The organism is Caballeronia ptereochthonis, assembly GCF_001545075.1.
GTDB lineage: Bacteria > Pseudomonadota > Gammaproteobacteria > Burkholderiales > Burkholderiaceae > Caballeronia > Caballeronia ptereochthonis.
In genome coordinates this window covers 90,871-109,517 of sequence record NZ_FCOB02000004.1, presented here as the reverse complement: position 1 = coordinate 109,517, position 18,647 = coordinate 90,871, and the positions used below count along the sequence as shown (strand labels likewise).

8 protein-coding genes and 3 pseudogenes are annotated in these 18,647 nt (G+C 66.4%); 3 read left to right on the top strand and 8 right to left on the bottom strand.

The genetic code is table 11. From position 1 onward, the window contains the following. Positions 1-119 precede the first annotated feature (119 nt). Both AWB83_RS05510 and AWB83_RS05505 read right to left on the bottom strand, forming a co-directional pair. On the bottom strand, positions 120-1,781 hold the full coding sequence (locus tag AWB83_RS05510) for a glycoside hydrolase family 32 protein (RefSeq protein WP_087043237.1): 1,662 nt from the start codon (positions 1,779-1,781) through the stop codon (positions 120-122). A gap of 137 nt (positions 1,782-1,918) precedes the next feature. Beyond that, entirely contained in the window at positions 1,919-3,502 is a 1,584-nt protein-coding gene (locus tag AWB83_RS05505; protein WP_087043426.1) for a glycoside hydrolase family 68 protein, read from the bottom strand. Positions 3,503-3,673: 171 nt separating this feature from the next. On the opposite strand from AWB83_RS05505, the gene AWB83_RS05500 reads away from it, so the two are divergent. Further along, the gene (locus AWB83_RS05500; RefSeq protein WP_087043236.1) at positions 3,674-4,702 is read left to right on the top strand and encodes a substrate-binding domain-containing protein; all 1,029 of its coding nucleotides are present in this window, start codon (positions 3,674-3,676) and stop codon (positions 4,700-4,702) included. Positions 4,703-4,903: 201 nt separating this feature from the next. Then, a complete protein-coding gene (locus tag AWB83_RS05495; protein WP_087043425.1) occupies positions 4,904-5,122 on the top strand; it encodes a hypothetical protein in 219 nt (72 codons plus the stop codon). Between the two features lie 226 nt (positions 5,123-5,348). Here AWB83_RS05495 and AWB83_RS05490 read toward each other — a convergent pair whose 3' ends face one another. After that, a complete protein-coding gene (locus AWB83_RS05490; RefSeq protein WP_087043424.1) occupies positions 5,349-7,058 on the bottom strand; it encodes a S10 family peptidase in 1,710 nt (569 codons plus the stop codon). A 66-nt stretch (positions 7,059-7,124) separates the two neighbouring features. Further along, complete coding sequence (locus AWB83_RS35990; protein ID WP_143750018.1) at positions 7,125-7,394, bottom strand: hypothetical protein; 270 nt, start codon at positions 7,392-7,394, stop codon at positions 7,125-7,127. Between the two features lie 139 nt (positions 7,395-7,533). On the opposite strand from AWB83_RS35990, the gene AWB83_RS05485 reads away from it, so the two are divergent. Continuing rightward, entirely contained in the window at positions 7,534-8,976 is a 1,443-nt protein-coding gene (locus AWB83_RS05485; RefSeq protein WP_374729089.1) for a sensor domain-containing diguanylate cyclase, read from the top strand. A 42-nt stretch (positions 8,977-9,018) separates the two neighbouring features. On the opposite strand, the gene AWB83_RS05480 is transcribed toward AWB83_RS05485, so the two are convergent. From AWB83_RS05480 to AWB83_RS05465, 4 genes and pseudogenes are all read right to left on the bottom strand, one after another. Then, positions 9,019-13,587: a cellulose synthase subunit BcsC-related outer membrane protein gene (locus AWB83_RS05480; protein WP_087043235.1), complete on the bottom strand. Its 4,569-nt coding sequence runs from the start codon at positions 13,585-13,587 to the stop codon at positions 9,019-9,021. After that, positions 13,581-14,752, bottom strand: a pseudogene (bcsZ, locus tag AWB83_RS05475) (cellulose synthase complex periplasmic endoglucanase BcsZ). Before bcsZ ends, AWB83_RS05480 begins: the two are co-directional and overlap by 7 nt. A gap of 1 nt (position 14,753) precedes the next feature. After that, positions 14,754-17,249 (bottom strand): annotated as a pseudogene (bcsB, locus tag AWB83_RS05470) (cellulose biosynthesis cyclic di-GMP-binding regulatory protein BcsB). After that, positions 17,249-18,385, bottom strand: a pseudogene (locus AWB83_RS05465) (PilZ domain-containing protein); the annotation flags it as partial. The pseudogenes AWB83_RS05465 and bcsB, both read right to left, overlap by 1 nt. Positions 18,386-18,647: the final 262 nt, after the last annotated feature.

Genomic DNA, 18,647 nt, shown 5'->3' with positions numbered 1-18,647 from the left:
CAGCCGACGCTCGAGATCCGCCAGACGAGGTATCTGAACAGCGCCATCGAACGGCATTACCGCGCGGTGAAGCGCATCGCGCGACTGATGCGTGGCCGCCGTCGCGGGCCATCGAGGCGTCAACGGCCACCGGGCGGTGCCTGGCGCGATGCGCACACGTGGTTGTCGTCGCCGCTGTCCGCGAGCCGGGTCACCGTCAGCTCTCCAAAGGTTGCGCTGCCGCCTTCTGAAAATACGGCGATGCGGTCCGCGTCGCGCGGCGGGAAGATCAGGTCCGTGAGCGCGACGCGGCCGCCGTTCGCGAAGACTTCTATCGAACCGCGATCGACGATGATCTCGAGCTTCAGCCGTCCATGCTCGAGCGGCAGGTTCACGATGTGCTGCTTGCTGAAGGCACTCGAAAAATTCGCTTCACCCGATTGCGAGCGGTCGAGCATCAGCGTCCTGGTTGCGGTGTCGTACACGATCTTCGTGCCGATTGCGCCGTTAGCCGAACGCCGCACGACGAGCCCCGCGCGGGAGGCGCCCTGCGGCGCGAGCGACAACGTGATGCGCTGCACGATGCCGCGCGTCGCGGCCGGCAGTTCGGTCAGCGTCGACCTGACGCTCAGGTCGTCGAGACGAGTCGCGGGCCTGCCGGCGCTCGCCCACGCGTCGAACGCCGCGGCCGGCGTGACGATGAGCCACGGTTCGTCGCCGATCGTCGTGAGCGCCAGCTCGCGCGGCAATGTCATCGCGCCGCGCCATGGTGTCGTCGGCGCTTTCGCTGCGTAGTCCCAATTGCTCATCCACGCGATCGCGACCGGACGCACACTGGGCGCACCGGAGAATGTGCCGGCCGCATAGAAGTCGGCGCCGTGATCGACCCATCGGAATTGCGCGGGATCGGAACCGGCCGGCGCGACCCGGTCCGGCGTGAACGTGCGGCCGTCGAAATCGCCGACGAAATACATCGATCCGGACCCGCCCGCGATCGACCACGGATTCACATTGACGATCATTACCCATTTGATGCGCCGGGCATCACCGTCGAGCGGCAGCGGCACGAGGTCCGGCATTTCCCACAGCGCGCCGTCGTGCGGGACACCCGGCAGCGTGAAATCGCTCAGGAACGTCCAGTGGATCAGATCGCCGGACCGGTAGAGCTTCACGACATGCGCGTCGGCGACGACGGTCGTCATCAGCCAGTATCCACCGGGCGCGTACCACGATACTTTCGGGTCGCGAAACTGCTTCGATTCGGGATCGAGCGTGAGTACCGGATTGTGCGCGTAGGGCTGCCAGGTCGCGCCGTGATCGAGGCTGTAGGCGAGCGATTGCGCCTGGGTGCCCGGTGCATGGCCGGAGCCATCCTTGTAGGCGCTCGTGTACAGCGCAACGAGCGGTGTCTTGCCGGGCGCGCCGAGCCCCGACGTGTTGCGCGTGTCGGCGACGATCGAGCCGGAGAAGATCTCCTCGGTCGCGCTCGCGTGCATCGCGACCGGCTGCTCACGCCAGTGGACGAGGTCCGTGCTGGTCGCATGGCCCCACGACATGTTGCCCCAGTCGTTGCCGAGCGGATTGTACTGATAGAACAGGTGGTAGCGTCCATTCTCGTAGACGAGGCCGTTCGGATCGTTCATCCAGTTGCGCTGCGGCGTGTAATGGAGCGCCGGCCGCCATTGCGGCGTGCCGTCTTCGGGAGGCGGGGCGCAGGACGCGGCCGCGATGTGTGCGCCTGACAGGCCCGCGATCAGCAGCGGCGCGATACGAAGGGAAAAGCGGTGAGGCATCGATCTCATGCGTGGTTTCGTGCCTCGACGGGCGAAGCGGGAAAAAGGACGCATGCCGCCCGTGACGGCGGCATGCGCGGTTCGGCAACAGGAAGTGAACGGGGGCGCGCACGCGACACGCCCCGGCGATTGCCGTTACCGTTGTTTCAGTCGCCGTTGCCCGGATTGCCGGCGTTGTGACCGGCGCCTTGCGCGGGCAGGCTCGCCGGAATGTCGCCGTAGCCGCCGAGCCCGTCGCGTCCGTAGAAGCGGTCGACCGCCGTCGACGCGCCGTTGATGTTGATCTTCACCGTCGGCGCGAGCGTGCCGCCGCGGCGCGGGCCGATCGCATCGATGAACGATTCGACGAGACCGCCCGGCATCACATAGTGCGAATACGACTGGAATTCGCGCGGGTTCTGGTTCGGATCCTGCGCATACGGCGCGCCGGCGGGCGCCGCAAAGTCCGTCGGATTGCCGAGCACGAGGCCGCTGCCGCCGTTCAGCGGCAGGAAGTCGCTGCGGATGCCGTTGCCGACGAAGCCGTAGACGCCGTCCGGGCCGTCGACGCCCGCCGCCATCGTCGTGCGGTGGCTGATCGTGAACAGGTAGTACTTGCCGTCCTTCAAGTAGATCTGCGGACGCTCCGTCTGATCGTCCACGCAGTTCGCCGACAGGATCGGCGGCAGGAACTTCCACTCGGTCAGCTGCGGGTTCGTTGCAACCGCGAGGCCGACGTTGGCCTTTTGATACACTGCGCCCGAATTCATCACCGCGTCGAGATCTTCCCTGTACGGATCGGTCGGCGCGTAGCCGAGGTCGGCTTCGGTGCAGGTGCGCGAACCTCGCGGGCCGCCCGTGTTGCCCTCGAAGACCATGTAGGTCTTGCCGGGATGCGCCGGGTCGGTGAACACGAACGGATCGCGGAACGAGAAATAGGTGTTCTGCTGGCCCGTCTGATAATAGTTGCCGTCAGGCTGCAGCAGTGCCTTGTGATCGTCGAAGCCGCTGAACCAGACGTGATTGTCGTCGGCATGGATGTGACCGTCGGCGCGCGTGATGATCGCGACGGGCGGCGTGATGTCGGCGCCACCCGGCGCCGATCGGTTGAACGACGTCGCGGTGTAGTAGAGGCTGACGTTGTCGCCGTGCAGGAGGCGCGCCGAGCCCGACCATTCGGCGTTGTTGGTCATCGGCGTGGTGCCGAACACCTTCACGCTCGCGCCGTCCGGGAACAGGTGGCCGCCCCAGGTCCAGCCGCCATTTGCCGGGCGCTGCGACGCGGGAATGCCCGCGCGGCGATAGAAGAAGCCGATCCGCGCATGCACGTGGCGGTCGTCGAACGTGTAGCCGGCATGCGGGTCGGCGGTGAGCGAGAAGATCACCTCCCAGCCCTTGTAGCTGAGCTGGTTCGCGCGCAGGTCAGCGAGCGGCCACGTATCCCAGACCCACACGTTCGGGTTGATCAGCGGAAAATCCTGCGGGATGTCCGGCATCGTCAGCGCCTGCGGCAGCGAGTTCTTGTCGACGCCGTTCGCGGTGTGCGACTGCGCGACGATCTGGCGGATGTCGGCGCGCGTCCAGCGCATCGTGAAGCTGCCTTCCGGGTCATAGGCCTGCTGCGTGTGCGGCGTGGGCGCGGGGGCGCCGGCGGTCTGCGCGTGCGAAGCGGCCGTGAAGGCAGTCAGTGCGCCGCCAGCAAGCAGCAAACGTTTGCCCTGAGTCGAACGGAAAAGGGGAAAGTATGTCATCTCGTCGTTGTTTCCAAAGATCGTGAAAAGGAACGGCTGACGGCCATCAAGATCCAAACCGGTTTGGATGCTAGTCCAAACCGGTTTGGACGTCAAAAGATAAATTTTTGACGGTAGTGATTACCGTGCGGAAATAATTGCCGAAAATCGGCTCGCCGCGCGAAATTCAGAATGCAAGGAACGACGGTGAAGGTGAATCTGAAGGCGCTATCGGATGCGCTCGGGCTCTCGCGCACGACGGTCAGCCGTGCGTTGAACGGTTACGACGACGTCAGCGAGACGACGCGCGAACGCGTGGTGAAGGCCGCGCAGGAAATGGGCTATGTCGCGGATCCGACCGCGCGACGGCTTGCGACGGGGCGGGCGGATATGATCGGGATCGTCTATCCGTTCGATGCGGGCGACCTGGGCGATCCGCGCTTCGGGGAAGTCGTTGCGGGGATCACCGAGCGGCTCGCCGAGCGCAACCTCGATTTCGTGATCGCGTCCGCGCGACCGCACGCCGAACTCGACACGTATCGGCGGCTCGTCGACGGTAAGCTGGTCGACGGGCTAATCGTTGCGCGCACGCTCGTCGACGATCCGCGCGTCGCCTATCTGCAGTCGCGCGGGTTTCCATACGTCGCATATGGCCGCACGCAGGTTGCCGGGCCGTACGCGTGGTTCGACTTCGACAACGAAGCCGGCGCGCGGGATGCCGTGCGCCGCCTGATCGGCTTCGGGCACCGGCGCATCGCGATGATCAGCGCGCCGCTTGCGCTGAGTTTTGCCGCGCAGCGGCGCACGGGCTTTCTCGCCGCGATGCGCGAGGCCGGCGTCGAACCGGATCCGGCGTTGCTCGTCGAGTGTCCGTTTACGCGCGATGGCGGCCTGCAGGCGACGCAGGCGCTGCTCGCGCGCGCCGAACGCCCGACTGCGCTGCTGGTCGACAACAATATCGCGGGCGGCGGCGCGTTTCGCGCGCTGGTCGATAGCGGGCTGCGCCTCGGTCACGACATGTCGTTGATCGTCTATGACGGCGTGCCGCAGGACGTCGCGCATCCTCATCGTGTCACGGCCGTCGTGCAGCCGACCGGGCACGGGACGGGGCGCGCGCTGGCGGAACTGATGCTCCGGCTGGTCGACGATGGCGCGCGCGGGCAACAGCTCGAGATGCCCGGGATCGAGGCGGGGGATACGGATGGGCCCATGCGGGCATAGAGCGTGTCCATCGAAGGACGGGTGCACGCGTTGGACCGGTCCGTTGGACGACGAATGAACAACCGGGACGAGTGACGAATGCCGGTACCGTCGTAGTATGGATGTACTCATCGCCCGATTGCAGATCTTGCCAGCTTGCTTCGCCCGTCACCGTGCCGGGCGCGGCAAGCATGGCGCGGACAGATGGCTGTGGAGACGATCATGAAGTTCGACTACAAGCAGTTTCACATCGACGCCTCGTGTCTCGAGGAGGGTGGCCGTTACTATGCCCGCGCAAAGATCTTCCGGCGGTCCTCGGAGGGTGACGATGACCACGAGGTGAAATGGTCGGGCGACATCGGCGACTATCGAAGCGACGCGGATGCCGTCGAGGCGGCACAGCGATGGGCGATCCAGTGGTGCGACGCGAACGAACACTGATGCCCCGATCCGGATCGGGTCGTATGGCTCATCCAGGTGATCGGGTGTCCGCGCTTTGTACGCCTGGTAGGGAAAGCAAGGATCGCCACCCTCTCTCTGTCGGCGATCGTGACCGCTGTAGGCATTCAGAACGCTCAGAAAAAGGCGGGAACAGGCGCTGGTGCGGGACAGTAAGCTCACCGCAGGAACATGGAGCCAGCGACCGTTTCGACTTGAAGAGCGAACATTAGCGTTCCATCCTGGCCGCCTTGTCGCCGCCCCTATCGTAAAATCCCGCGAGGTCCGACTTCAACGCGTGCAGCGCGGCGTCATCCAGATAGATCATGTGCCCAGTCGGGTAATAGGTGATCTGAACGTTGCCGCGTAACGACTTGTCGAGCCCTAGATGCGACAACGCGAATTCGGTCGCATAGAACGGCGTCGCCAGATCGAAGTAGCCGTTCAGCGACAGCACGCGCATCGCGGGATTCTGCCGCATCGTCGCGGCGAGATCGCCGGCGGCGTACGGCAACGAAAGCTCTTCGCCCCAGTTTTCCCGATGCTTCCAGTCCCACTGCTTCAACGTGTCGTTATTGAAGACGCGATAGCGATCGTCCACCTTGTAGTCGAGGTCCTGAGCGAGATGCTGATGTAGCGCGGCGTCGAACGCGCCGGAAATGCTGCTCGCCGACGGATCGTATTCCGGCCGCTCTCCTGCATCGTCAAAATCGATTCCTTCGAAGCGGGCGTCGAATCGGCCCAGACTGCGCGACTCGCTCCTGAGCAACTGCTTGCGGAAGCGCGTTGGCCACACACGGAGGCGCGTCTCTTTTACATACTGCTGATCGAGTCCGGTGTAACCGGAAATGCGTGCGGCCAGTTGGTCGCGCTCGGTGTCGGAAAGCTGGTCGCCGAGCGCCAGCGCCTGCTCATACGGACCGCGTGCGAAGGCGCGCACCTCCTCCAGAAAGGCGGCCAGATCCGGCGGCTTCGGCGTGATCCTGTCGTGATACCACGCAATCGCGGCGAAGGTCGGCAGGTAACTCACGCTCTCGAAATCCGATCCCGGCGCGAACGCCGCGGAGTCAAGCACGGACGACAACAGGATGACACCGTTCAGAGCGATGTTGTCCTGATTCAGCCGGTACGCCAGCATCGCGGCACGCGCGGTGCCGTACGATTCGCCGAACAGGTACTTCGGTGAATTCCAGCGCCGTGCGACAGTCAGGTACCGCTCGATGAAATGCCCGAATGCTTCGAGATCCTTGTCGACGCCCCAGAAATCCTTGTTGGTGGCGCGGCCAACCGGCCGGGACAACCCCGTTCCCACCGCATCGATAAAGACGAGATCGGAGCGATCGAGCAGGGTGTCCGGGTTGTCCGCCAGAACGTAAGGTGCCGGTGGCGTGACCGCCGGGCTTGCCGTTCGTACCCGCTTGGGCCCGATCGAGCCCATCAGCAGGAACACGCTGGCGGTTCCTGGACCGCCGTTGAACAGAAACGTGATGGGGCGGGCGGCGCTGTCTTTCCCATTGACCGTGTAGCCGACGTAGAAGACGCTAGCCGTAGCGCGACCGGCGTTGTCGCGCAAGAGCAGGTTTCCGGCCGTCGCGGTGTAGTCGATGGTCTTGCCGCCAATCCGGATCGTGTGCCGCGTGACCGAGCTTGCCTCTGGTGGCACAGGAACCGGCGTTTGCGCTTGCGCGCGGTGATGGGTGGTGTCGGAATCGCTGAATGCGTTGTCCGGCTGTGCTTCGGTCCGCTCGGCACGTGGGGTGGTGGCGCTATGGTCGGGAGGGGCCGTGCTGCTTCTCCTCGGCTCGAGGGGCGCTTCACCGGAGGCCGGATCCGTTGCGCTCGCCGCGGCGATGGCCGAAGCGGAGATCACGCTCCACAGGAGTGCAATCGTTCCCTTGAGAATCCACCGGTATCGCGATGTGTTCAGGCGCAAGGTCATGACGACTCCCGTCGGTCGGTACATCATCTGGGCGGTGCAGATTGTCGATGTTTCGGCTTGAATGAGTCAACTGGCAGCCGCCGGTTGCTGGATTCGGTCACCGACGGGGTCGTCTTCCGGGGCGCGGGCATGCTGATCGGAAGTGTGCTCGCCAATCCCGGAAGAGACCTTGCGCGGTCGCAGGCCAAAGGCACGTGAGACTCGCGTCACTTCGTCTGCGACCGGCGCCGATTGCCCCGCGTTGCCCGAAGCGCGGACCGGGACTGGAAGCAGGCATGACGCCCCGTTGCACTTCGTTTCGAGAAAATAGAAGAAAATATCGGATCGTTCGCTCATCGACCTCGTTTGGAGCGACTCCAAGAACGAGAGACAAACTCCCGGAAATTTCCAGGTGGCTACCGACACGACCAACGACCCGACCCCGTATGCGTCCCCGACCGCGCGTCAGCACCACCTTTCGACGCCGAATGCGATCGTGCTGTGCGGCGCCCTCATCGCGCTCGTCATGGTGGGACTCTGCGCGCTCGTCCTTTATCAGGGCAGACTCGATGCCCTCGACCGCGCGCGCGACACTTCGCGCAATCTGGCGCTGCTCGCCGAGCGGGACATCGAACGGAATTTCGAGCTTTACGAGTTGTCTCTGCAGGCCGTTGTCGATGGCGTTGCACGCCCGGACGTCATGGCGTTGCCGCCCAAGCTGCGAAACGATGTTCTGTTCGACCGTGCCGCCAGCGCCCGGTTTCTCGGTTCGATGCTGGTGCTCGATCCGACCGGACGGATCGTCATCGACTCGGGCAGTCTGTCGCCCCGACAGGGCAGCTTCGCGGACCGCCGTTATTTCACGATTCAGCGCGATAACCCGGGTGCCGGGCTCTATATCAGCAGTCCGTACGCATCACGGCTGCGCGAAGGCGCGCCCAGCATCGCACTGAGCCGGCGGCTGTCGAATCCCGACGGCTCGTTTGCGGGTGTCGCGATGATCGCCGTCAATCTTGAATACTTCCACAAACTTTTCGCCGGGCTTTCGCTGGGGCCGCACGGCGCCGTGTCCTTGATCGGCCGGGACGGCGTCATGATCATGCGTCAACCTTTCGATGCCAACGTGATCGGTCGCGACATCAGCCAGGCCGACACCTTCAAGCGGTTTCGCGCGTCCGCGGAGGGAAGCTTCATCGACACTTCCTCGATCGACGGTGCGCGCCGCCTGTACTATTTTCGTAATTTCCCGGAGCTGCCGTTGATCATCATGGTGGCCGAAGGGGAAGAGGACATCTACGCGGCATGGCGGCGGCGCGCGATCATCATCGGCTCGCTGATGGGCGTGCTTGCGCTCGGCTTCGTCACGCTCTCGTTCGTGCTGGCCGCGCAGTTCAGGCGGCGCATGCGCGCGGAATCCGAGCTGCAATTGCTGGCGCGCACCGACGGACTGACGGGGCTGCACAACCGCCGGACGCTCGGCGAGATTCTCGATCAGGAATGGCGCAGGGCACGCCGCACGCGCAGCCTCTTTTCGCTGCTCTTCGTCGATATCGACCGTTTCAAGGCCTACAACGACGCATACGGCCACCAGGCCGGCGACGATGCGCTCGCCGCCGTCGCGCACTGCATCGGCGAGAACATCCGTCGCCCTGCCGATACCGCGGCGCGCTACGGCGGCGAGGAGTTCGTCGTCGTCCTGCCCGATACGTCGGCCGATGGCGCGAGGTGCATCGCCGAGAAGATCCGCAAGGCCATCAGCGATCTCGCCATCGAGCATGCGGGCAGCGAATACGGACGGGTTACCGCGAGCATCGGTCTCGCGAGCTGGCGGCCGGAGCTGGATGTGGATGTCAGCGCGCTCATCCGCGTCGCCGACGAAGCGCTCTACAACGCGAAGGCGTGCGGGCGCAATCGGGTCATGCAGCCCGCTTCCGCGTGAACGCGGCAGCGGGCTGTCATTCGAAGCACGCGCGCAGACCGATCAATTCGACAGCGACAGATACGGCGAGCTGAACGCCTGCGGCGGGAACACCGGCTGCACGCCGCTCAGGCGCGTGAAGCTGTAGCGCACGTACACGGCGGCGAGCCACTCGCGATACTGATACGCGTTGCCGAACGAAGCCGTCGCGCCGAAGGCCAGTTGCGGCGCGAGCTGGTATTCGCCGGTCGCGTTGAGCGAGTACGACACACCCGTCTTGCTCTGGCCGGGATAAACCGCGCCCGCGTCCGGCGCGAGGTTCGTCCGCGCGTAGAGCTTCTGATAGTCGGACCAGGTCGGGAAATAATCCGACGCGTCCTGCCGATAATGCTGCACGCCGATCGAGCCCTTCAGGTCGTACGAGAAGAGCCCCGTGCGTCCCATGTATTCGATCGGGAAGTTGAGAATCACGTACTGCTGCGGGCTGAAGTAGCCGCCTTGCCCGTAGGTGAAGTACGACAGGTTCTTGTCGTAGTGCATCAGCGTGGTGTTGGCGCCGACGGTCAGCGTCTGGTCCGCATCCTTGACGATGCGCGTATAGACGCCGCCGCCGCCCTTCACGGCGTTGTTGGTCGCGACATTGTGGCCGTCGAGGAACTGGTACGTTGCGTTCACGTAGACGCCGCTCGTGCCGTCGTCCCAGCCGAGGTCGGCGCGCGCGCCGCTCGATGTCACGCCGCCCCATTCGAAGTTCACGGTGGCATCGCGCGCGCCGGCGTAGGAGAGCAGGCTGTCGGTGACCGCGCGCCGGGCGACGGCGATCGAGTACGACACCTTGTCGGTGATGGCGTTCTGATACTGCACGCCGCCGACGACGTTCGTTTCGCGGAAGCCGAGCGGCGTCGTGCCGACATCGCCCTTGAAGTTGCGGTTTTCGTAGCCGACCGAAAGCCCGACCCCCGACGCCGTCTGCGAGCCGTAACTCAGCCCGAGCGCCGCCGCCGGCGTGCCCAGGCCGAGGCCGAAGCGCGCCTGCGTGCCCGGCGCGCTGCTGGCGGTGCCGGCGTCGAGCGTGACGGGCGTTGCGCGCACGATCACGTGGCCGTTGCCCGCCTTGATGCGGCCTTCGATGGGCGCTTCGATGTCGGTGAGGTTCGAGAGGCCGTCCTCGCCGTCGCGGCTGCGGAAGAGGATGCCGCCCGAGATGGTGCTGGCCTGCTCGCGGTTGATCTGCGCGAGTTCTTCCGCGACGCCCGCCGTCTGCGAATTCGCGATCGGCGCGGGAATGCCACCGGCGCTCATCGTCGCCGCTGCGGCGGCGCGCTGCGACGGCTGCGCCTGCGACGGGTAGTAGGGCTGCGCGTAACCCGCGGGCGGCTGGGGGATGTAGGGCTGCGGCGCGTATTGTTGCGGCGGGTAGTACGGCTGCGGCTGCTGGACATACGGCGCCTGCACGTACTGCTGCGGCGGCGGCGCGCCGTAGGCATGGGGATCCGCGGGACGCGCGGTGGTGCTCTTGCGCGACGACGTCGAGCGCTTCGCATTCGATGCGCTCGCGCGACCGCCGGCGGCGGGCGGTGATGCATCGGAATAGGCGTTCGATTGCGCTTCACGCGCGCCGGGCGACATCGGCCAGGGCGACACATACGGATCCTGCTGGGCGGCGTAAGGCGCCTGTTGCGGATACGACTGCTGCTGCGGGTAAGGCTGATAAACAGGCGCCTGCTGATACGGCTGCGCTCCCTGTCCCGGATACGGCTGGAGCGGCGCGCCCGATTGTCCCGAGCCGTACATGTCGGGTCCGTAGCCGCTCGCCGAATGCGGCGCGCCCTGGGGCGCGGGGGCCAGCAACGTGGTCGGAGCGGAAGAAGGCGCCACATAGGGCGCCACATAGGGCGTCGTATGGATCGCGGGCTGGGGAGGCGGCAGATAGTTCGGCACGGGCTGCGAATAATTCTGAGGAAGGGCCTGGCGATAGGACGCGCCGGACGCGAGCGCCGGGCTCGACGCCGCGTCGACCGCCGTCTTGCCTTCGAACGGATTGGTGCCGGGCAGCGGATTGGAGCCGATGCGGCTCATCGCGGTTTCCCAGCCGGGCGGAACATTGCCGCGCGCCTGACCGGACGAAGTCACCGCCGGCGTATTCGCCGCCACGAGCGAGCGTTGCAGGAACTGTGCGGCGAGATCCAGCTTGCCCTGCGCGCGATACATCCGGCCGATCGCGGCGAGCACGCCCGGATCGTTCGGCGCGGCGTCATAAGCCTGATTCGCGAGCGATTCGGCCAGCTTGAAATCGCGCGCGCCGCTCGCGGCCGACATCGCCGCCGTCTGGAGGCGGACATCGTCGGGGCGGCGCACGAGCGCGTTCTGATAGCACGAGAGCGCATTGCGGTCATCGCCCGCCGACGTGTACATGCGGCCGAGCACCGCCTGCAGGTCGGCGTTGTCGGGCATCGCGGCGAGCCACGGCGCGATCACGTCGTAGGCGGCCGCGAGATCGCCGCGCTGGCGCACGGCATCGGCGCGCGCCACGACGATGCCCACGTTCAGGTTGTTGAAGTCCGCGCGCTGCTGTGTCGTGAGCGGCAGCGACTGAAGGCGCTGCATCACGGAGCCGAGCTCGGCCTCCTGCTGCGTCGCCGACAGAATGCCCGCGTATTGCAGGAGCAGACCGGTGTCGTTCCGCGCACTGGCGATCGCGCCGCGCACGAGCAAGAGCGCCCGCGACGGATCGCCCGCCTTCAGATACGCCGACGCGAGCGCGCCCGTCAGTTCCGCATTGCCCGCCGCGACCGGCTCGGCGCGGTGGAGGATCGCGAATGCCTGCTGGCGCTGGCCCGCAGCGGCGGCGCGCGTCGCGAGCTCGGCCTGCTGCTGCACCCAAAGACGATGCTGCAGGCCGGTCATCGCGGGCGTGCGCTGCGCGGCGGGGATGCGCTCCAGCTGCGCGAGACCCGTCGACCAGTCCTGCGTTTCGGCGGACAGCAGCGCGCTCGCGTAGAGCCCGTCGGTCATGTCGGGATGCGTCGCGAGCAGGCCGTCCATCATGCTGCGCGCGTTGCCGACCGCACCCTGACGCACGTAGATGCGCGCGAGATCGAGCCGCAGCCACGGATCGTCGGGATCGTTGAGCAGCGCGTCTTCGAAGAGACTGCGCGCCGTGCCCAGATCGCCGCGCGCTTCGGCGGCGCGCGCCTGCGCGGCCTGCGCTTCGCCGCGCAGCTTGTTGATGCCGCCGGCTTTCGCCTGCTGCTCCGCGTTCAAGCGATTGGCGAATTCGAGCGCCTCGTCGCCGCGTCCCTGCGCGGCCAAGGCGCCGACGAGCCCGCGAATCGCATCGGGATTGTCGGCCTGACGGCGCAGCGCCATGCGATACGCTTGTCCCGCGCCGCGCGGATCGCCGTTCGCGAGCAGCATTTCGCCGAGCAGCGTCTGCGCGGTGACATCGGACGGATTGACGGCGATCGCGCGCTCGAACAGCGCCTTCGCTTGCGCGATCTGGCCATTGCTGCGCGCGCCGATCGCATCGCTCGTGTATGTCCAGTAGGTCGCGCTCGTGAGCGCGTCCTTCCAGCGGGCCGGATTGCCGGCGCGCGATGCGCGTTCCAGATACGTGCGGGCCTCCGCGAAGCGCTCCTGCTTGAGCGCCGCGACGCCCATGCCGCCGAGCGCGTCGGCGTCGTTCGGATTGCTGGCCAGAACGGAGGAGAAACGCGCGCGCGCCGTGACGACGTCGCCACGGTCGAGCGCGGTGAAGCCTTCCACGACGGTGCGCCCGCGCGCATCGACGGTGGCGTCGGCCTGCGCGCGTTCGCGGGCGGCCTTGTCCTGCTGCACCATCGAATCGAAGCGCGCCTTCACGGCGGCATCGTCCGGTGCGATCTGCAAATACGCCTGAAAGAGCGGCGCATCGGATGCGCGCGCGCCGAGCCACAGCAGCGCCTGGCGCCAGCTCTTCCTCGCGTCGGCCCCGACCGCGCGGTCGCCCGACAGCTTCGCGAGCCGCGCGATGCCGTCGCGCCGCGTAGAGTCGCGATAGGTCAGATGCTGCGCATAGGCGAGCTGATAGCGCGGATCGTCGGGATTCTGGCGCGCCAGCTGTTCGAGGCCGCGGCGCGCTTCGTCCCAGCCTTGCGCGGTTGCGGCGAGCGCCTGGTAATACTCGAGTTGCAGCGCGGGCGTCGCGGGCTTGCCCTCGATCGCGCGCCGGTATTCCTGCACCGCCGAAGCGCGATGTCCGCTTTGCGCGAGGCGGCGCGCGTCGTTCACGGTCAGATCGCGCGCACTCGTTTCGCCGAGGCGCCGGCCGAGCTCGTCGATGTTCGGATAGGTCGGCGCGACCTGGCGCAACTGCGCGAGATACTGCTGCGCGCCGCTGCCGTCCTTGCGGTCGGCGAGCACCATGCCCATGCCGAAGAGCGCATCGGGCTGCTTGGGATCGATGCGCAGCACCTTCTGCCACGCCTGTTCCGCGAGGTCGCCGCGCTTGTGCGCCTGCCAGTATTTGCCCTGGTCGATGAGCACGGTCAGCGGATCGGCCGTGGCCTGAGCGAAGGCGCACACCGGCGCGGCCGCCGCGATGGCTACCACGACGTGGAAGGCGAGAGTGCGTTTCCTTGTCCGGATCAGCATGCGCTTCTCCAGTTCGGCAAGAGACGGCCGTTTTCATCGAAGCGATATCGCCCCTCGACGAAACCGCCGCCGAAAAGGCCCAGCACGCGGTCGTAGTAGACCGGCTCGCGCCCCGCGCCCGGCGGCGCGATCAGCGCCTCGAGATGCGCGCGCGCGAGTCCCAGGCCGCGTTCGTCGTTCAGCGCCTTGAAGTAGGGCGCCAGCGCGCCCCAGTAGGAAAGCGGACCTTCGCCGCTTGCCGCGCCGGTCGTCACCTGAACCTTCTCCGGCGGCAAGCCCGTCTGCGCGACGCTCTGGCGCATGCCGGAAAGCGCATCGAGCCACGGCCGCGCGAGCGGATCGCTGCTCGCCGTCATGCCGGCCCACAGATAGACGCGAATCGCGTCGTAGCTGCCGGTGTCGCCGTTGTTCGGATCGACGACGAACTGGCCGTTCTCTTTCGTTCGGTAAGCCGCCCAGTCCGGCGCATAGCCGCGCGGCGAGGTGACCCGGATCATCCGCTCGGCGCTCTGCGCGAGCTTCGTCCACGGGCCATCCGGCATTTCATGCGCGAGGCCGCGCAGAAGCGGCAGCGGCAGGTAGCTCGGATTCAGGCGGGTCACGTCACCCGTGCGAAAGCCTTGCGGGCCGGGCAGGAGCATCGGCCCGAGACCCGCCAGATCGACGACTTCCTGCTTCACGATCTGCGTCGCGAGGGCGTAGGCGAGCTTCGTGTACATCGGCTCCTTCCACAGCCTGCCGGCCTGGAACAGGTCGTAGGCGATCCAGAGATCCGCGTCGGATGCCGGGTTCGGATCCATCACGCCGAACGAGCCGTCCTGCTTCCTGCCCCATTGCCACGCGGCAGGCGCACGTTGTTCGAATCGAACTGATTGGCCGACAGATTGGTGCGCGTCCAGTCGAGCAGGCGGTCGAAGCTCGCGCGGTCGTTGGCGACGAGCGCGAAGAACATGCCGTAGGACTGGCCCTCGGAGGTCGTCTGCTGAGCCTCGGTCGAGCGGTCGATCACGTGGCCGTCGGCCTGCACGACGCGCTCGACGAAGATGCGGTACGCGGGCCAGTCGCATTGCTGGGCGGCGTTGGCGCCGGTGGCCGTCGCGGCGCACAGCGCGCCTGCGAAAAGTGTCGAGATGGCGGAACGAACCTTGGCGGATGTTTCCCGCATATCAATTCCCCAGTCGCCGTGCCGCGATCGAGCGCAGCGCACGGTAGAACAGGGCGGCGATGATGAGCGCGGCGAACACGCCGCAGAGCACGAGCAGAAGCGGATGCGAAGACAGCGCCCAGCGCATGTAATGCATCGGCGACAGATGGCCGACATAATAAGCCTCGCCGTTCGACGTGACGGTCACCGTGCGGCCGTGGATCACGGCCATCGCGCCCTGGATGGACGGCAGCAGGTCGTTGTCGAGCAGGGCGGCGGAGAGATCGGCGTCCGACTGGCCCGCCGCGCTGATGAGCGCCACCGCGCTGCGTCCGCTCTTGAGCGGCGATTCGAAGCCGGTGAGGAGCGCATCGCCGTTCGCGCTGACGAGCGACAGGTCCGCGCGCGCCGGCGAGCGTTCCGGGCCCTGCTCGCCATGCCACCAGTCGACGAGCTTGAACGCCACGTCGGACAGCTGGAAGGTGCGCGTGTCGCCGTCGCCGGAAAAGGGCATCTGCTTCGCCCAGCGCTGCAGCAGCGGCTGGCGTCCCGGCGAGCCGAGGATCAGCAGATCCTTGTCGGCGAAGCGGTCGACATCGTTCGGGCTCGTCACGGTGACGCCCGTCACCGGATATCCCGTCGAGGCGCCCATGCGGCCCATTTCCAGCAGATACAGGCTGTAGTCGGCCGGGTTCGGCGCGTTCGGCAGCACGACGGCCGTCTGCGACAGGTCGGCCATGCGCGTGAACGGGAAGCCGCCGTTCGCGAACGCGGCGAGATCGGGCAGCGCCATGTAGTGCGGGAAGCCGGAAAGATCGATGGTCGAATTCGGATCGATCGCGCCGATGACGTTATCCAGCACGCGCCCCTGGCATTCGCCGGTCTTCGGGATGTCGTAGTAGAAGTGCAGGCGCAACTGCGCGCGCGGCGTGATGAGCAGTGGCGGGATGTAGATCTCGTGGCGCGCGGCGACGGTCTTGTCCGGCAGCACGCGGCTGAAGTAGTGGCCGAGATCGAAGGTCGAGGTCGACACTGCCGGAATGCGCAGCGACTGCACGAAGCCGTTGTTCACGCTGATGTTGAGCGACGAGCGGTCCGGCGCGGGACGCACGGTGTAGCGATAGCCGAGGTCGATCGGCACGCCCTTGGTCTGCCACATGAAGAGATCGGGCGGCACGCGCAGGTTCACGCGCACGGCGTCGGCGTCGTAGCCGTGCGCGGTCAGGTCGCGCGCTTCCGCGAGCTCGCCGAAACGCACGGGCCGGTCGGTCGGCAGTCAGTTCGGCGCATCGTACGGGCGGCGCGGCTGCAGGTCGTTGAACTGCGTGATGGTCGCGCTCGTGCCCGAGAGCGTGTTCTGACCGACCCCGAGCGCCTTCGCGGCGATCTTCAGCTCGTTGTCGTCGCGGCCGAGCACGAGGAGGAGCCGGCCGCGCGCGTTGGCGTCGCGTTCGACGAGCGCGATCGTCGGGCCGGAAACCGGCGGAATGTCGACGCCCGCGACCTTCGCATCGCCGACGGCGAACACGACGGCATTGCCCGAGAGCGGCACGTTGTCGGTCTGCGCCGGGAAGATCGCGCCGCGATAGCCCGCGAGCGAGCCGAAGTACGACGCGACCATGCCGGCCGCTTCGAGCTCGCCCAGGCTCGGCTTTCCCGCGAACACGAAGGGCAGCTGGAGGCGGCGCACGTCGCGGCGGTCGAAGAACGGCTGCGGCAGCGCGGCGAGATCGGGCTTGCTCGCGATCGACGCATACGTGAGGTCGAGCGAGCTCGCGTTGCTGACCGTCGCCCACAGCGCCGAGTTCGACGGGTCCTCGCACTGCTGCGTGTAATGGCCGATCAACTGCACGTTCAAGTGGTTGAATTCGGTGATGAAGCGCGGATCTATCGCCACGTCGCGCGCGACCAGCATGCCGGCCTGCTCGCGCGGCACGGGCAGCGTCGCGGCCACTTCGCCGTTGATGAGCAGCTTCAACTGCGAGGTCGACGGCAGCAGCGACGGCGAATAGCTGTAGATCAGATGCAGGATCGCAGCCGTCACCACTTCGTCGCCGCGCACGGAGAACGCGATGCCGTTCTGGCCGTCGGTGCCGCGCAATTGCAGCGGATCGAGCGCGCCGTAATCGAAGAAGCTCAGCGTCTGGCGGCGGCCGCCCGGCACGAGCGTGCCGGGGTCGGCGGTGGTCGGCGTGCGCGAGCCGAGCGGCTTGTCGGGCTTGCCGGAGAACGCGGGCACGGGCATCGCGAGCGCGGGCTGCGCGATCGCGGCGGGGTTGTACACGACGGCCGGACCCGGCGCGGGCACGGCGCCGACGCCCGTGGCTTGCTGCGCGCTTTCCGATGCCGCGCCCGGCGCACCGGTGGCCGCGGCGGCGAGCGTAGCGAACGTCGCGGCGAACGCGATCTGCAGGGCCATGAAAGCAATTCGCGCGCGGCCCAGCGGTCTTTCGTAAAAGCACGGCGCGCGCTTGCCCGCTTCGTTCTCGACGCGAAACTTCGACATACCCATGCCCATTATTGATCTTTGATTTTCAGCTTCTTCACATCGACTGAGCGCTTGTTCATCCAGGTACGAAGGTCGCTGTACAAATGCTCGAACAATCCCGTGATGCCGCGCGAGCCGACCAGCAGCACGTGCGACAGGCCGCGCAGCGGCGTATCCGGGCGGCGTCCCTCGGACCAGTCTGTCCAGGCATCCGCGCGCGCGAAAGTCGTCTTGACGAAGTCGTATTCCTGCTCGCGCGTGAGCTGCGAAAAACGCAGGCCGACACGGCCCGGCTCGGTATAGCCGACGGTCGCCGGGAACGCGTACTCCTCGTCGCCCCGGAAGAGCGAAACGCGGATGCGTTCGTGCATCGGCACTTCGATCCTGTTCGGCAGCGCGACGCCCACGCCGCCTTCCGAGTAGTCGACGGTCTCGCACGCGAGCGTGCGGCCGGTCGAGAACTTGAGCATCACGGGCATCTTCATCGTCACGCGATGCGTCGCGCGCACTTGCCGCCGCTCGCTCGCCGCCGCCACCGATGCGCCGAGAATCAGCATGTTGTAGACGGTCCAGCAGAGGTTGAGGATCGTCGTGTTCACTTCGCTGCGGATGTGCCAGTACATGACGATATGCACGATGCCCGCGACGAAGCCGAGCAGGTTCAGCAGCAGGAGCAGCAGATAAGGTCGCGAGATATACCAGTCGAAGTAATCCTTCGAGATCTGGCCGCCCTTGGCCGTCACGTTGAACTTGCCGAGTTTGGGGTTGATGACGGCGAGCAGGGTCGGCGCGGTGATGTACGACGCCAGCACCGATTCATACACTTCGGCCCGGAACGAATGGCGGAAGCTGCGCTGCATTCGCGAGTTGGTGATGCTCGCATGCATCATGTGCGGCAGCGCGAAGACCGCGATCGTGCTCGCGGCCGCCTCGATCACGTGGGCGCCGAAGAAGAGATACGACAGCGGCGCCGTGAGGAACACGAGGCGCGGCACGCCGTAGAAGAAGTGCAGCATGCCGTTGAGATAACAGAGCCGCTGGCCGATCCTGAGGCCGCGGCCGGTGAGCGGATTGTCGATGTGGAAGATCTGCGTCATGCCGCGCGCCCAGCGGATGCGCTGCCCGATGTGCCCCGAGAGGTTTTCGGTCGCGAGGCCCGCGGCCTGACATGCCTGATTGACACGGATTGACTTTTGAGCGAACTGCACCGCCGGCACCGATGAGATCCATGGCGACGGTGCCGTGGACATGCGAGCGCATGTCGAGAAATCAACGCGTTCGTTGATCTAGCGCATCACCTTGTCAGTCCCAAAAGAAGAGGGCGATTTAATAGGGTCGCGATCCATTGGTTTCACGGGAAACGTAATCGGGCGCATCGAAATGCGATGCAGCTGGCAGTCGGCGTACACTATTTCTGCGGTGTCCTTG

What these genes read in the sequence shown, in the direction of transcription:
- AWB83_RS35990 (WP_143750018.1), bottom strand. Translation starts at nt 7,394, where the DNA reads ATGAGCGAACGATCCGATATTTTCTTCTATTTTCTCGAAACGAAGTGC.
- AWB83_RS05505 (WP_087043426.1), bottom strand. Translation starts at nt 3,502, where the DNA reads ATGACATACTTTCCCCTTTTCCGTTCGACTCAGGGCAAACGTTTGCTG.
- AWB83_RS05490 (WP_087043424.1), bottom strand. Translation starts at nt 7,058, where the DNA reads ATGACCTTGCGCCTGAACACATCGCGATACCGGTGGATTCTCAAGGGA.
- AWB83_RS05510 (WP_087043237.1), bottom strand. Translation starts at nt 1,781, where the DNA reads ATGAGATCGATGCCTCACCGCTTTTCCCTTCGTATCGCGCCGCTGCTG.
- AWB83_RS05480 (WP_087043235.1), bottom strand. Translation starts at nt 13,587, where the DNA reads ATGCTGATCCGGACAAGGAAACGCACTCTCGCCTTCCACGTCGTGGTA.
- AWB83_RS05495 (WP_087043425.1), top strand. Translation starts at nt 4,904, where the DNA reads ATGAAGTTCGACTACAAGCAGTTTCACATCGACGCCTCGTGTCTCGAG.
- AWB83_RS05500 (WP_087043236.1), top strand. Translation starts at nt 3,674, where the DNA reads ATGCAAGGAACGACGGTGAAGGTGAATCTGAAGGCGCTATCGGATGCG.